General features: G+C 46.9%; 10 protein-coding genes. 4 read left to right on the forward strand and 6 right to left on the reverse strand.

The genetic code is table 11. From position 1 onward, the window contains the following. Positions 1-83: 83 nt before the first annotated feature. Positions 84-3,293 carry a glycoside hydrolase family 2 TIM barrel-domain containing protein gene (locus C7379_RS08005; protein WP_116616832.1) on the forward strand — a complete coding sequence of 1,070 codons (3,210 nt, stop codon included), beginning with the start codon at positions 84-86 and terminating at the stop codon, positions 3,291-3,293. Positions 3,294-3,559: 266 nt separating this feature from the next. On the opposite strand, the gene C7379_RS08010 is transcribed toward C7379_RS08005, so the two are convergent. The 4 genes from C7379_RS08010 to C7379_RS08025 form a co-directional block, all read right to left on the reverse strand. After that, positions 3,560-5,749 (reverse strand): glutamine synthetase III family protein, encoded by a 2,190-nt coding sequence (locus tag C7379_RS08010; protein ID WP_116616833.1) that lies wholly within the window; start codon positions 5,747-5,749, stop codon positions 3,560-3,562. A 305-nt stretch (positions 5,750-6,054) separates the two neighbouring features. Then, positions 6,055-6,945: a LicD family protein gene (locus C7379_RS08015; RefSeq protein ID WP_116616834.1), complete on the reverse strand. Its 891-nt coding sequence runs from the start codon at positions 6,943-6,945 to the stop codon at positions 6,055-6,057. A 57-nt stretch (positions 6,946-7,002) separates the two neighbouring features. Next, positions 7,003-8,043: an asparagine synthase C-terminal domain-containing protein gene (locus tag C7379_RS08020; protein ID WP_207773412.1), complete on the reverse strand. Its 1,041-nt coding sequence runs from the start codon at positions 8,041-8,043 to the stop codon at positions 7,003-7,005. Positions 8,044-8,247: 204 nt separating this feature from the next. Continuing rightward, the gene (locus tag C7379_RS08025) at positions 8,248-8,682 is read right to left on the reverse strand and encodes an FAD synthase family protein (RefSeq protein ID WP_116616836.1); all 435 of its coding nucleotides are present in this window, start codon (positions 8,680-8,682) and stop codon (positions 8,248-8,250) included. A gap of 170 nt (positions 8,683-8,852) precedes the next feature. Here C7379_RS08025 and C7379_RS08030 point away from each other — a divergent pair, with 170 nt between their 5' ends. Genes C7379_RS08030 through C7379_RS08040 form a run of 3 tightly spaced genes read left to right on the forward strand, consistent with a single transcriptional unit; the run spans position 8,853 to position 12,221 of the window. After that, positions 8,853-10,295 carry a lipopolysaccharide biosynthesis protein gene (locus C7379_RS08030; RefSeq protein ID WP_116616837.1) on the forward strand — a complete coding sequence of 481 codons (1,443 nt, stop codon included), beginning with the start codon at positions 8,853-8,855 and terminating at the stop codon, positions 10,293-10,295. Next, on the forward strand, positions 10,292-11,197 hold the full coding sequence (locus tag C7379_RS08035) for a glycosyltransferase family 2 protein (RefSeq protein ID WP_116616838.1): 906 nt from the start codon (positions 10,292-10,294) through the stop codon (positions 11,195-11,197). The genes C7379_RS08030 and C7379_RS08035 overlap by 4 nt, the downstream gene beginning before the upstream one ends. Positions 11,198-11,201: 4 nt before the next feature. Further along, the gene (locus tag C7379_RS08040; RefSeq protein WP_116616861.1) at positions 11,202-12,221 is read left to right on the forward strand and encodes a hemolysin activation protein; all 1,020 of its coding nucleotides are present in this window, start codon (positions 11,202-11,204) and stop codon (positions 12,219-12,221) included. A gap of 81 nt (positions 12,222-12,302) precedes the next feature. Here C7379_RS08040 and C7379_RS08045 read toward each other — a convergent pair whose 3' ends face one another. Together C7379_RS08045 and C7379_RS08050 are read right to left on the reverse strand one after the other, a co-directional pair. Continuing rightward, positions 12,303-12,956 carry a carbohydrate-binding family 9-like protein gene (locus C7379_RS08045; RefSeq protein WP_116616839.1) on the reverse strand — a complete coding sequence of 218 codons (654 nt, stop codon included), beginning with the start codon at positions 12,954-12,956 and terminating at the stop codon, positions 12,303-12,305. Positions 12,957-12,958: 2 nt separating this feature from the next. Continuing rightward, entirely contained in the window at positions 12,959-14,050 is a 1,092-nt protein-coding gene (locus tag C7379_RS08050) for a phosphotransferase enzyme family protein (RefSeq protein ID WP_116616840.1), read from the reverse strand. Positions 14,051-14,095: the final 45 nt, after the last annotated feature.

Here is a 14,095-nt window from a genome sequence, read left to right on the forward strand (position 1 = left end):
CATGCCGCAAGATCACCTTCTCTTACATGCTTGTGAATATGATAGAAACCTACAAAAATTAAAAATAATTATACTCTAAAACAATGAAAAAAATATTGATGTCAATGGCCTTGATGGCCCTGTTGCTGAATGTGAACGCTGCCACAAAGACAAATGAGACGACGCCGGCAGATGGCTCGTGTCCCACATGGAACGAGTGGCACGATTTACAGGTCAACGCGGTGAACAGATTTAAACTGCATACACAGTTTTTTGCCTACGAAAACGAGGCTTTGGCCATGAAAGACGAGAAAGCCAACTCAAAAAATTTCTTGTCGTTACATGGTACATGGAAATTTAAATGGGTGCGTCATGCCAATGAACGGCCCACGGACTTCTATAAGACTGATATGGACGAGGCGGGCTGGACGACCATGCAGATACCTGGCATGTGGGAGCTAAATGGCTTTGGCGATCCACTGTATAAAAACATCGGGTTGGCATGGAGTTACCAGATGAATTGGGAAAAACCGCTCGACGTGCCCATTAAAGACAACCACGTGGGTAGTTACAGACGGATGGTGGAGATACCGCAAAACTGGAATGGCAAGCAGGTTATAGCCCATTTTGGCTCGGTAACGTCAAACATGTATCTATACGTCAATGGTCAATTTGTGGGCTACACGGAAGATTCCAAGGTCGCCGCTGAGTTTGACATCACGAGATACGTGAGGCCCGGCAAGAACTTGATAGCCTTTCAGACCTTCAGATGGTGTGACGGCTCGATGAGTGAAGACCAAGATTTCTGGCGGCTATCGGGCGTGGCGCGCGATAGTTATCTCTATGCGCGCAACCCCAAGGTGCAGGTAAGCAACATCCGTATTACTCCCGACCTTGGCAATAACTACGAGGACGGCGAACTGTTAATCAATGTGGATGTGACGGGCGATCCGGTCATAGAGTTCAAACTGCTCAATCACAATGACCTTGTCGTGGGTAAAACGGTGGGCAATTTCCGTAAAATGTCTAACGGCACGGCACGATTTGTTGTGAGAAACGTGAAGAAGTGGACGGCGGAGACACCTTATTTGTACACACTATTGGCCGTGGTGAAAGACGCCAGAGGCAACGTGACAGAGGTGATACCGCAGCGAGTGGGCTTCAGAAAGGTGGAGATAAAGGACGGACAATTTCTCGTCAACGGCCAACCGGTGCTCATCAAGGGCGCCAATCGCCATGAGATGGACCCTGACGGAGGCTATGTAGTGACCCGTGAGCGCATGATACAAGATATCAAGGTGATGAAACGGCTCAACATCAATGCCGTGCGCACGTGCCATTATCCAGACGACCCTGTGTGGTATGATCTTTGCGACGAGTATGGACTGTATGTCACCGCCGAGGCAAACCAAGAGGGACACGCCTTCGGTTATGAGGACGATTCGGAAACCAAGAAACCTGTTTTTGCCAAACAAATACTTGAGCGCAACCAGCACAACGTGGAAATGTACTACAACCATCCTTCTGTGGTGGTGTGGAGCTTGGGCAACGAGACGGTGGATGGGCCGAACTTCACGGCTGCCTACGAATGGATTAAGTCGGTGGACCAAAGCAGATCTATACACTGGGAGCGCGCGGGGATAGACGGAAAGAACACTGATATATTCTGCCCTATGTATTACAGCCACGCCGATTGTGAGCGATACGCCAAAGACACCAAATACACTAAGCCTCTCATTCAGTGCGAATATAACCACACCATGGGAAACTCGGGAGGAGGATTGCTCGAGTATTGGGACTTGGTGCGCAAGTATCCGAAGTTTCAAGGAGGTTACGACTGGGACTTTGTGGACCAAGCTTTGCACCGAAATCCAGACTTCAGGTACAGCCGAACGGTGGCCGACTATGAGGCTATCGCCGCCAAATACGAGGCTGGCACGGGCAATATGTCTCCGCTTTATACATACGGAGGCGACTATAACAAGACAGATGGCTCTGACAACAACTTCAATTGCAATGGCTTAATCGGCCCTGACAGGCAATTGAACCCGCATGCTTATGACCTCGCGTACGTGTATCAGAATGTTTGGGCTGAGCCAATCGACCTGAATGAGGGTAAGATAACGGTTTACAATGAGTATTTTTTCCGCGACCTTTCCAATTACACCATGGAATGGACACTGCTGAATGATGGCAAGCCCGTGCAGAAAGGCGAGGTAAAGGAGCTTGACGTTGCACCACAAAAAAGGGGCGCGCTCACACTGCCTTACCATGTGCCGGCAACGGGAGAGCTGATGCTTGACGTGGCGTTTAAGCTCAAGACGGCCGAGCCGCTGATGGCCAAGGGACAAACGGTAGCCTATAGACAGATGGCTGTCAGGGAGGTTAAACCGACGATGCAGCCCATCCAATCCATGGAGGGCAATTTGAAAGTGAAAACCGACAGAAAGCAAAACACGTTGACAGTAACCGACAACGATGGCCTGGAAGTGGTGTTTGGCAAGACCACGGGCTTGATGGGCAAGTATCGTGTGGGAGGAGTCGACTTGTTAGGCGAGGGTGGACAGATGCGTCCTAACTTCTGGAGAGCGGTGACCGACAATGACATGGGTGCGCAGTTGCATCGTAAGTTTAAGGCTTGGCGAAATCCGGATATGAGCCTTAAGGCCATCTCCTCTAAAAAAATGAGTAATAACGTTGTGCGCGTGAGCACCGTCTTTGATATGCCATCGGTGCAATCCACGTTAAAAATAGACTATACCGTTCATGCCAATGGCGTGATAGATGTAGTTCAATCGCTTGTCACCACCAAGGGAGCGGAAGTTGGGGCCCCATTGAGATACGGCATGTTGATGGAGCTGCCCTATGAAATGGACAAGTCGGAGTTTTATGGTCGTGGACCGATAGAAAACTATGTTGACCGCAAGGAAAGCCAAATGGTGGGTATCTATGAGCAGACAGCCGACGAGCAATTTTATCCTTACATACGGCCGCAAGAAACGGGAACCAAGAGCGACATACGCTGGTGGAAACAGCGCGCGGCTTCGGGCAAGGGATTTTGCGTTACCGCCGACGGCCTGTTCAGTGCCAGCGCGTTGCACTATGGCATAGCCGAGTTGGACGAGGGAGATGACAAAGGGCAGCGTCATGCGCCCGAGTTGCGTAAAAGCAAGTACACAGAGTTGTGCTTTGACCTTGCGCAATTTGGTCTCGGTGGTGAGAATAGCTGGGGGGCATGGCCGTTGCCACAGCACCGTTTGGGCTACAAAGACATGACGTTCAAGTTCCGCATCACTCCGCTAAGCGCCCAATAGTCATCAAGGCGTGTGTGGAAACGCAGTGCTGTGTACGACAAAAATGGGAAGAGCTATATTGTGAATATTGTTAATAACAATGACCAAGCCATGGAAACTCAAGGTTGTAGGGCCATCGTTAACATACTTGTCAAGGCGTTTGTGGTGGTTAAGTTTTAAACTGGCTCAACCCTGACGTTCGCTCATTGGCGTATATTCGACACAAAAATAACGGGAGATGCCATTTCGTAGAAAGAAGGCTTCTCCCGTTAAATAGTTTGTGACATTTAGCGTATGAAAAGTAGTTCGCGATATTTGGGTAGTGTCCAAAGCTCGTCAGAGACTATCAATTCCAACTTGTCAATCTGATAGCGTATCTCCGTCATTTTCGTTTCCACGGTGTCATGGTAAGCGATGGCACGCTCGCGCATATTTTCTATTTTGTTGGCTACTTTGCGGGCGTTGATCAAATTGACAACTCCTGTTTCTATTTTTTGTGTGCGTTCGGCTATCTCGCGTATCAATTCTTTGTTGCGAGCGGTGAGCGACGTGGCCTCGTTTTGGTCGAAAATGGCGAACATGTGCTGCACGTTCTCGGCCAACTGGCTCTGGTAATGCGTGGCGACAGGTATGATGTGGTTCATGCTTAGGTCGCCCATGACACGTGCCTCAATTTGTATTTTCTTGATATAAGTTTCCCATTTCACCTCGTTTCGAGCGTACAACTCGTTCTCTTGCATCACGTTCATGTTTTCAAACATGGCGATAGACGCTCGGTCTAAATAACGGTCGTAGGTAAGTGGGCATGAGTTTTCGGTGTCGAGACCACGTTTTTTTGCCTCTTCTATCCATTCCTCGCTGTAGCCATTGCCCTCAAAGTGGATGGGTTTGCACGTTCTTATATCTTCGCGTATTACGTCAATGACGGCGTTGGAGCAGTCTTCTCCTTGGGCCATGAGGGCGTCCACTCGAGCTTTGAAGTCGGTTAGAGCTTCGGCTACGGTGGTGTTTAGTACGATGAGGGCACATGCGCAGTTGGCCTCCGAACCCACTGCACGAAACTCAAAACGGTTGCCCGTAAAGGCAAAGGGCGACGTGCGATTGCGGTCTGTATTGTCAATGAATAGTTCTGGTATCTCTGGTATGTCGAGTACCATGCCTTTTTTGCTCGAGAAGGTGAACAAATCCTCCTTGTCCGCTTTCTCAATGTGGTCAAGAAGGTCGGATAGTTGCTTGCCGAGAAACGAGGAAATGATGGCTGGTGGAGCCTCATTGGCACCCAGACGATGGGAGTTTGTGGCCGACATGATGGACGCTTTGAGCAGTCCGTTGTGTTTGTATACAGCCATGAGCGTCTCGACAATGAACACTACGAAGCGCAGGTTGTCCACCGAATTTTTACCCGGAGCGTATAACTGTATACCGTTGTCGGTGGACAAACTCCAGTTGTTGTGCTTGCCGCTGCCATTGATTCCTTTGAAAGGTTTCTCATGGAGGAGCACCCTGAAGCTGTGCTTGTGAGCTACTTTTTTCATCAATCCCATGAGTGCCATGTTGTGGTCCACGGCCAAGTTGCACTCCTCGAATATAGGTGCCAGCTCAAACTGGTTGGGAGCTACCTCGTTGTGGCGCGTCTTGCAAGGTATGCCCAATTCCAAAGCCTGTACCTCAAGGTCTTTCATAAAGGCCTGCACGCGTTCGGGTATGGCTCCGAAATAGTGGTCATCCATCTGTTGGTTTTTGGCCGAGTCGTGCCCCATGAGTGTGCGTCCGGTAAGCATGAGGTCGGGGCGGGCGAGATAAAGGTCTTCGTCTACTAAAAAATATTCTTGTTCCCAACCAAGATTGGTTTGCACTTCTTTTACCTCCGGATAGAACAGTTGGGCCACATTGGCGGCCGCCTTGTTCACGGCGCGCAACGAACGTAGCAGCGGCGCTTTGTAATCGAGGGCCTCGCCGGTGTATGAGATGAAAATAGTGGGAATGCAAAGGGTGTCATCCATGATGAAGACTGGCGACGTGGGGTCCCATGCCGAATAGCCACGCGCCTCGAAAGTATTGCGAATACCGCCTGACGGAAAGCTCGAGGCGTCTGGCTCTTGCTGCATGAGCAGTTTGCCAGAAAACTCTTCTATCATGCCCCCCTCACCGTCATGCTCCACAAAAGCGTCGTGTTTTTCGGCCGTTCCCTCTGTCAATGGTTGGAACCAATGGGTGTAATGTGTCACGCCATTCTCCTCTGCCCATTGTTTCATGCCTTTGGCCACAGCGTCGGCTATGCCCCTGTCTAATCGCTCATGATTGTCGATGACATTGACAAGTTTGTGGTAAACATCCGAAGGAAGGTACTTGTACATTTTGCGTCGGTTGAACACTTTTTGCGCAAAATATTCGGAAGGACGCTCTAATGGCGCGACCGTTTCTAAGGGTCGCTTATGAAAAGCCGCAGTAACGGCTGCTAATCTTAAATTTGACATTAACTTGCACTTAATATTAAATCAATTGCAAATTTAAGCTATTCTGCTCAAAATAACGAAACAATAGGTATTAAAATGTTATGTAATATGGTATATTGCCATCAATATGATTAAATTGACGCGCGTATAAAAATGAACCGTGTCTTACGATACCGGTATGTGGGCGTAAGTATGGGGTATATTGGCGATTTTAAATAACGGTGTTTACGAGCGATTTGACGAGTGGATTGTCAATGCCATGTAAAACTCTAAAACAGTATGCGCAATTGTAAATGAGGGCATTGGGAACGCTGGCCGTGGTAGGATTACTTTCTCTTTTTGATTTTTTTCAACACTTCCTCCAAGCTCTCCCGTTTCTTTAAGTTTACGTATGCGATATTATGATGAGGGTGTCTCTCGTTTTCGGGAGGCAACTGCGTGTAGTCTTTAAAATAGTTGTTGAGCCAGCGGGTGTAGTCTTTGGGGATGGCAACCTGCAAGTCTTCATAGGGTAGGAGCGTGCTTTCCTCGATCCACTCTTTGGGGATAACCTCACTTGCTCCATATCCCGGAGGATATTTCACGATAAGTTCCATGTCATCATAATTGTATGCGTGAGTTATATCGTATAGCTTTTTTAGGAACTTTTTGCGGTATCCGTTACGATTGAGGCTCAAAAGAAAATAATGAACGAGGTCCTTGATTTGTCCACGCTTCAGTTTTTCCATTATTCTCTCCCATGAATAAAAAGAAGAAGCTACTGTAAAGCGGTTCCAATATTTGACATATTTGTGACGTAAATGGTCAGAGATACTTTTGTCAGAGACCATCCCGTCATAGACAAAGATATCTATATACATACCCATGACACACTTAAAATCTTCGTTTTCCAACAAGGTGGTTTCCTTGTTGCACATTTTATAAAACGGAAGGTAATAATTGGGGGTGTTGAAAGGCGACACAATCTCATATTTCCCCATGTCTTCATGCTTGCATATTTCGAGCAGCTTTTCAAAATCAGGACGGGGCATTACAACGTCAATATCGTCGTCCCATGGTATTATACCGTGATGGCGAGCTGCTCCAATGGCAGAACCGTAGGCTATAAAATAGCGTAGATGATATTTTTCACACAGTTGTATATAGTATTTTAATATGTCTGTGATACATTTGCACCATTGCTCTCTCAATTCGCCTTTTACTTCTATCCGATTCATTTTTGAGGATTTATGTATTTGTTTTGTCGCCTTTGCCTTGGTGATGCTTTGCCTTTTTCAGTCTTTTTCAGACTCGTAAATGTTTAGGAAGGTCTCTGCGCACCACAGTTGCCACTTCTGATTACCTGTTAAAGCGTTCATGTCTATATTATTTTTGAACTCTTTTCGTTTTGGGCCTTTCCAATCTTTAAAAATCATATCTACGGGTCTTGGCATTGGAATTTTATTGGGAATAGGAGTCTCGAGGTATTTCAAAGCGTAAAGATTACGAATAAGATATTTGGGTTCTCCGTTCCTAACACGTTTTAAGTCTAATTGGTCTGTCATTACAAGGCGTGCGTATGGGTCGTAATAATCCAAGTCTGCTGCGCCAAATGCATTCAGGTAAGAGCCGGAACTCTCTATAGAGAACACCTCATCCATGAATTTGAGATAATCTATTTTGTTATCAGGCAAGCGATAACTTTCGTACAAATCTTTTACGCTCTCGTCAGGATTTGTCAGCACTGACGCTGGTTCGAGAAATGTATAGCGCTTGGCAAAGGCGTCAAAAGTCCAATCGCGTGATATCAATTGGTCCATGCCGCCAAAGATGAGGTCAGCGCTCTCGCCTACAATCATCATCGTCACACCATCGGATTTGGCTGCCAATGCGGCTTTATATATTTGTGGTTCGATGGAATGTACGGGTGCGCACTTACGTTTCATCACGATAGGAACTATCTGTTGATAGTCTTCAAGGGAAATGTCTATGTAATGATGAATTAGTCCATACTTCTCGCAATAATGGTCCGAGCGCGCGGCATCTTGGTTGAACACATCTGTTCCATGTGCTGTAAATGTATAGGCATGGCTTCCTGGACGAAGGTATGAAGCAAGAATTGCGCTGTCCATGCCGCCGGAAAGCAGAATGCCGATATTGGAATGGCGAGAGTACAAGTTGTCGAATTGCTTTTGTATCTCCCTGTCTATATCCTCGGGTGTTTTTACTCCAATTTTTTGGTCGTCGCTTATTGGTTTGAAATGCTTGTGTTCCATACCTTGATAGAAGTTTATTCCTTCTTTGAAAATGTATCTATAAGCTATGTATGAACTCAAACAAAAGTCTTTATTTATCATATTTTTTATATTAAGTATTGTATAAACACTCTTAAAGTGGGGTAAATTTATGTGGCGAAAATCATTAATATTTTGTTTCTAAGCCTCTTTGGGCAACTTTGACAAGAGCACTTGTCCTCATACTAATGGTTTTGATACTTTGAACCTTACGATTTTTCGGAATTTGTAAAAGACAGTAATTTTTTATTTTAAATCTTCTAAATTATCTCCTCTGATAGCATCGAGAGCTTTGCGAATCTGTGTGGAGGAAGTGCCTTGAGTATATGGAAAATAAATGATACGAATACCGGCCTCATCAAATTGCTTCTCATATTCCTGCCATTTAGGCGTGGCATACCAGTCGTCGCCAACAAAGAGCATAGACGCTCCTAATTTTTTGCAAGCTTCAAATTTGTCCATATCGTATTGTGGGACTGCCGCATCGACATATTTGCAACTGCGAATGATCTCGATACGGTCCTCAAATGGTATCATCGCTTTTTTCCCTTTGTAAGCAACAAGTTCGTCAACCGTAACTCCTACAATTAGTTTGTCGCACATCCCTTTTGCATTTTTCAAGAGGTTTAAATGCCCAATGTGGAAAAGATCGTATACTCCTGTTGTATATCCTATAACCATTTATTTAATTTTATCGTTATTTTATGAAAATTCCAATAAGATTATTTCCTATCGCCCAAAGGCACCAAACCTTTTGAGGAATTGGTTGAATTGTAAGTTACAAAAGTAGTGTTTTATTTTGAGAATTAAACAATTCATGCTATATTTGTTGTTTAAAAGTGTTGACGTAGATGGCAAAATCATTAAAAGAGAAAACGGCAAACGGTCTGTTTTGGGGCACGGTGAACAGTGGCGCGACCCAGATGCTCAACATTATCATCGGTGTTTTCTTGGCCCGACTGCTCTCGCCGGCCGATTATGGGGTGGTGGGCATGCTGGCCATCTTTATTGTTATTGCTGGTAATTTGCAGAGTAGCGGGTTTTCCAACGCCCTAATCAATCTCAAAAATGCCACCCATTCCGACTATAACGCGGTGTTTTGGTTTAACATCCTGACCAGTGTAGCCATTTATGCGATACTTTTTGCGGGTGCCCCCCTTATTGCCGCATTCTTTCACGAGCCCACTTTGCTACCGCTGTCACGCTTTATATTTCTCACTTTTGTCGCCAGCGCTTTTGGCATTGTGCCCAATGTGATACTTACCAAAGAACTCAAGATTAAGCAATTGGCTATCGCTGGAAACGTGGCTCTCATCGTTGCGGGTGCCACCGGATTAGTGCTAGCGGTGCGCGGGCATGGCTGTTGGAGCTTAGCTTGGCAACAATTGGTCTATATCTTGGTGCTCAACCTGTTCAGATACTATTATTGTGCGTGGCGACCCACATGGCGTTTCAGCTTTGAACCCATCAAAAGGATGTTTGGTTTCAGCGTAAAAATACTTATAACTATGATTCTCAACACGTTGAACAACAATATACTGACCTTTGTTTTCGGTCGGCTCTTCACGGCAAAAGTGGTTGGCAATTTCTCCCAGGCGTATAAATGGAACACCATGGCCTATTCTTTTGTGGGCAATGCGGTGCAGCAAGTGGCTCAACCTGTGTTGTCATCGCTCACGGATGACGATGCCAGCAGAGAGCGGCGAGCGTTTCGAAAAATGATGCGTTTTGTGGCTTTGCTCTCATTTCCTTGCCTGTTTGGGTTGGCCCTTATTGCCCACGAGTTTATCATTACGCTTTTGGGTGCCAAGTGGAGCGATGCCGTGCCATTGATGCAGATACTCTGTGTGGGTGGCGCTTTTATGCCTTTCTACACCCTTTATCAAAATCTTGCCATCAGTCACCAGCGCAGTGACATCTACATGTGGTGCAATTTCTTTCAGATTGTCACCCAAATGGCACTCATCTTTCTATGTTACAAGCAGGGCGTGCAGTTCATGGTTGCCGCCTTTACGGCGCTCAATATAACATGGTTGATAGTGTGGTTTATGGCCACGCGCCGTCTTGTCAATATTCGTTTTGGCGAGTTTGTGCTTGACATTGCGCCCTTTATGCTCATTGCCGCGGGTGTCATGGCTTTGGCATATATGGTGAGTGTGCCCATAAATTCGCTTGTTTTATCGATGTTGGTCAAGATGGTGACGACAATAGCGCTCTATATTGTCATGATGAAGGTGTGCAGAGTGAAGATTTTTGATGAGTGCCTGAACTTTTTTTTAAAACGCAACAAATGAAAATATCCATCATTATCCCGGTATACAACAAGGCTGAATATATAGAAAAGTGTGTGGCAAGTTGTCTTGCCCAAACCTTTGCCGACTTTGAGATTATCGCTGTTGACGACGGAAGTAAGGACAATGGTGGCCAGTTGCTGGATGCCATGGCTCGCGAAGATCATCGCTTGCGCGTCATCCATACTGCCAATGGCGGTGTGACAGCCGCCCGAAAGGTGGGATGGGAGCAAGCGCAAGGGAAGTGTGTCAGCTTCGTAGACGCAGATGACGAACTATTGCCCGACGCCCTGCAACGACTGTATGACGCCATGGCAGAAAGCGGAGCCGACGAGGTGATTGGCACGTATGTCAATCAATACGGCCGGCTGTTCTCCACCCATCGCAAGGGATGGGTGGGGCACGACTTGTTGTTGAAGGAGATATTGGCCAATAGCTCGCGTTTCTGCGTGCTGTGGGGCATTCTTTTCAAGCGCGAGTTGCTCGCGGGATGCCTTGACACGCCACGCGTTATCAGGACGGGCGAGGATCGCCTCATGCAGGTGATGGTGTTGATGAAGGAGCCTCGAGTGTATTTCATAGACGAGCCGGTGTATTACTACAATATGGACATTCCCAACGATCGCACGCTCAATATTCCGGAGGAGCAGGCCTATGACAGGTTGCTCCGCGAGGTGTTGGCACCTAAATGGGATAGGTATAAAGACTATTATGTGTTGAGACAGCTCAAGCAATACGAAAAATTTGTGGACCAAAGACGTTTTGGCGAGTTTGAGGATTATTACCAATCGCAACTTGACGGCAAACTCAATGGCGACATTCCGTTGGCAGACCGCATGGCCTATATGTTGCCGCCGCGGTTGGCCTATTACCCCATACATTGGAGAAAACATTTAAATGACTGATATTATGAGACATCCTGCCAAAATAGACATTGCCGTGTTAATGTTGTTTTTCAATCGCCCGGATACCTTCGGACAGGTTTTTGCCGAGGTGAAAAAGGCTCGTCCGTCGCGCCTGTTCTTGTATCAGGACGGACCTCGGGACGACAAAGACATGGATGGTATCATGGCTTGCCGACGCATTGCCGAGGATATCGATTGGGAATGTGATGTGCGTCAATGTTTTCAAGAGCGCAACTACGGTTGCGACCCATCTGGCTACATGTCGCAAAAGTGGGCTTTCTCTTTGGCCTCCAAGTGCATGGTGCTCGAGGATGACGTGGTGCCGTCGCAGTCTTTCTTCCCGTTTTGCAAGGAGATGCTTGACAGATACGAGCATGATGAGCGCATAACGATGATTGCCGGGTTTAATGTTGACGAGGTGTCGGCGGCCGTTCCGTATGACTATTTCTTTACGTCGGCGTTCTCTATATGGGGCTGGGCGTCGTGGAGAAGAGTTGTTGACCAATGGGACGCTACTTATAGTTTTCTTGACGACAGTTTCAACATGCTCCAATTGCGGGCGGTGCTGAGGCAAAGAGGTTTTAGGCGCGATTTCATCAAGATGTGCCGAGACCATCGGCAGGCTGGAAAGCCATTCTTCGAGAGTGTTTTTTGGTCAGCGATGCTATTCGGTTCGGGGCTCGCTATCATGCCGTCAAAAAATCTTGTGAGCAATATCGGGCTGACGGAGAACTCCACTCATTATGCTTCTGATATGCGAACCACGCCACATGGATTGCGTCGCATATTCACAATGGGGCGTCACGAGATTGTTTTTCCGCTTCGTCACCCCAAATATGTCATAGAGTACGTTGACTATAAAGACCGTCTTTATCGGGTCAACGCATGGGGACATCCACTCGTCAAGGCGGGACGGTCGGTGGAAGAGCTGCTCTTGAGCCTGCGATATGGACAGTTCGGCAAGATAGGCAAGGCCATCAGGCTACGTGTCTCTAAATGGATGGGTAGGGCCAAGCATGTTTGAGGCTTAACCTGTGGTACGGGTTAAGCCTCCATGCGGTTATAATTTGATGGCGCAACGCTCGCTCGTTCTGCGCTCACGTCACTATTCAAACGACAGCTCGCCAAAGTAGTCGGGGCGATGAAAATCGGGCTTGGCTATCTCAATGGCGTTCCAAGACAAGAAGTGAGGCTTTTCTAAAGCATCGCCACACTTGTAAAAGTTGGCGCGATAATTCTGCCCACTCACAGTGCCAATTTGATGGTTAAAGAAGGTAGAGGTAGGAATGATGAGAGCTAACTGCCACTCGCATCTACCCTTTCGCTCTTCAAAGGGCGCCCTGCCCAATGTTGTCCACCTGTCAATCTGCCTTAAAACATGTTTAGAGGCCAATGCTCGCTTTTCCCTTCCTTGGCCACAACCCACCAATAACGTGCCCGCGCAGTTGCATTCCACGTTGTAATAGGGGCCGTCCGGGGTGGGCTGGAAGAAAAATTCACAACAAGAGTCTTCCCATACATGCCCGTTATCTTGAGCGGCCAAAGCTCTAACGCTGTCTTCAGACACACGATAGTGCAGGTATATGGTGTCGTTGTGATGCCCCATCCTGAACGATGCCTTCGGTGTATAGGGGTAGTCCGCGGCCCAATTGGCGTTGTCGATCAGCTCGAATGGAATTTGCTCAGCATCCATGATGGCTGGTATGTCGGCGGCAGCAAGGGGCTGCTGCGATATTTTTTTTATGGTTAGGCGTTTCATATCTATAAACATTGTTTGATATAAGCGTTCATCTCAGGCTCGTGTTCGCATACATTGCGGAATAAACACAATTGGTTTTTAGCTCGCACAAGATTGTGGTTGTCGTACGATGTCTTATAATAGGTGTCGCCATTGATATAGTCGGCAAGAAATCTTACGCACTGCATGTAGGGGAAAAGTTTGGCCGCGTAGGGCAAGTTTTCTATCTCGATGGGTTCCAAGAACTCTTTGGCCGATTCAAGATATCCTTTTGTGAAGGCCTCGAAAATATCCATCCGAAAAGCGATTTTGTCGTATTCGGGGGAGTCTTCAGCAACGGTGTTGGCAGCCGTTCGCAGGAAATCGCCATAGTCTGAGAATATAAAGCTTGGCATGACGGTATCCAAATCGATAACGCAGAGCACCTTGCCATCCTTGTCAAACATCATGTTGTTCACCTTTGTGTCGCAGTGACAGATGCGCTTTTTGAGTTTTCCGTCCCGATAATAGCGCTCGGCTTTGCACATTTCTGCCTCGTGTTCTTTCAGTTCGGCCAAGATATCGCGCACCTCTTTCACCCTGCCCACGGCGTCATTGTCTACGGCTTGGCGCAGCTGTCTTGCTCTAAGCTCCATGTTGTGGAAGTCGGGGATGGTCTCGCCCAATTTTTCGGGCACGTCAACTAACATTGACTGGAATTTGCCGAAAGCTTTGCCCGCATCATAAGAATATGCCGGATTGACGGTCTCGTGTGTTTCGGCGTCGGGTATGAACAATGATATGCGCCAGTATTTGTTATCAGAATCTTTGAAGTATGTCTTGCCATTATCGGCCGTGACAAATCTCAACACCTTGCGATCAATATCCGTTTCACCTTTGCTTTTTAGTTTCTTGCGTATATGGTTGGTTACGGTTTCTATATTGTGTTGTAATAAATCAACGTCTGTAAATATCTCGTTGTTAATGCGTTGCAACACATAGCTTGGCGCGTCTTGCTCCCTTGTCTTTACCAAAAAGGTGTCGTTGATCAGGCCGTTGCCAAGTGGCGCAATGCTTTCAACAGTGCCTTTGATGTTGAAATGAGCGATAACTTTCGATAATTTGTTATTTTCCATGAAATATATTTTTAGTGATTAGTATTGGGTATAGGTTTAAAACAA

The organism is Hallella colorans (assembly GCF_003096815.1).
Lineage (GTDB): Bacteria > Bacteroidota > Bacteroidia > Bacteroidales > Bacteroidaceae > Prevotella > Prevotella colorans.

Excerpts from the sequence above, each read along its gene's own strand:
- C7379_RS08010 (WP_116616833.1), bottom strand. The coding sequence starts at position 5,749 with ATGTCAAATTTAAGATTAGCAGCCGTTACTGCGGCTTTTCATAAGCGA.
- C7379_RS08045 (WP_116616839.1), bottom strand. The coding sequence starts at position 12,956 with ATGAAACGCCTAACCATAAAAAAAATATCGCAGCAGCCCCTTGCTGCC.
- C7379_RS08025 (WP_116616836.1), bottom strand. The coding sequence starts at position 8,682 with ATGGTTATAGGATATACAACAGGAGTATACGATCTTTTCCACATTGGG.
- C7379_RS08040 (WP_116616861.1), top strand. The coding sequence starts at position 11,202 with ATGAGACATCCTGCCAAAATAGACATTGCCGTGTTAATGTTGTTTTTC.
- C7379_RS08005 (WP_116616832.1), top strand. The coding sequence starts at position 84 with ATGAAAAAAATATTGATGTCAATGGCCTTGATGGCCCTGTTGCTGAAT.
- C7379_RS08015 (WP_116616834.1), bottom strand. The coding sequence starts at position 6,945 with ATGAATCGGATAGAAGTAAAAGGCGAATTGAGAGAGCAATGGTGCAAA.
- C7379_RS08050 (WP_116616840.1), bottom strand. The coding sequence starts at position 14,050 with ATGGAAAATAACAAATTATCGAAAGTTATCGCTCATTTCAACATCAAA.
- C7379_RS08030 (WP_116616837.1), top strand. The coding sequence starts at position 8,853 with ATGGCAAAATCATTAAAAGAGAAAACGGCAAACGGTCTGTTTTGGGGC.
- C7379_RS08035 (WP_116616838.1), top strand. The coding sequence starts at position 10,292 with ATGAAAATATCCATCATTATCCCGGTATACAACAAGGCTGAATATATA.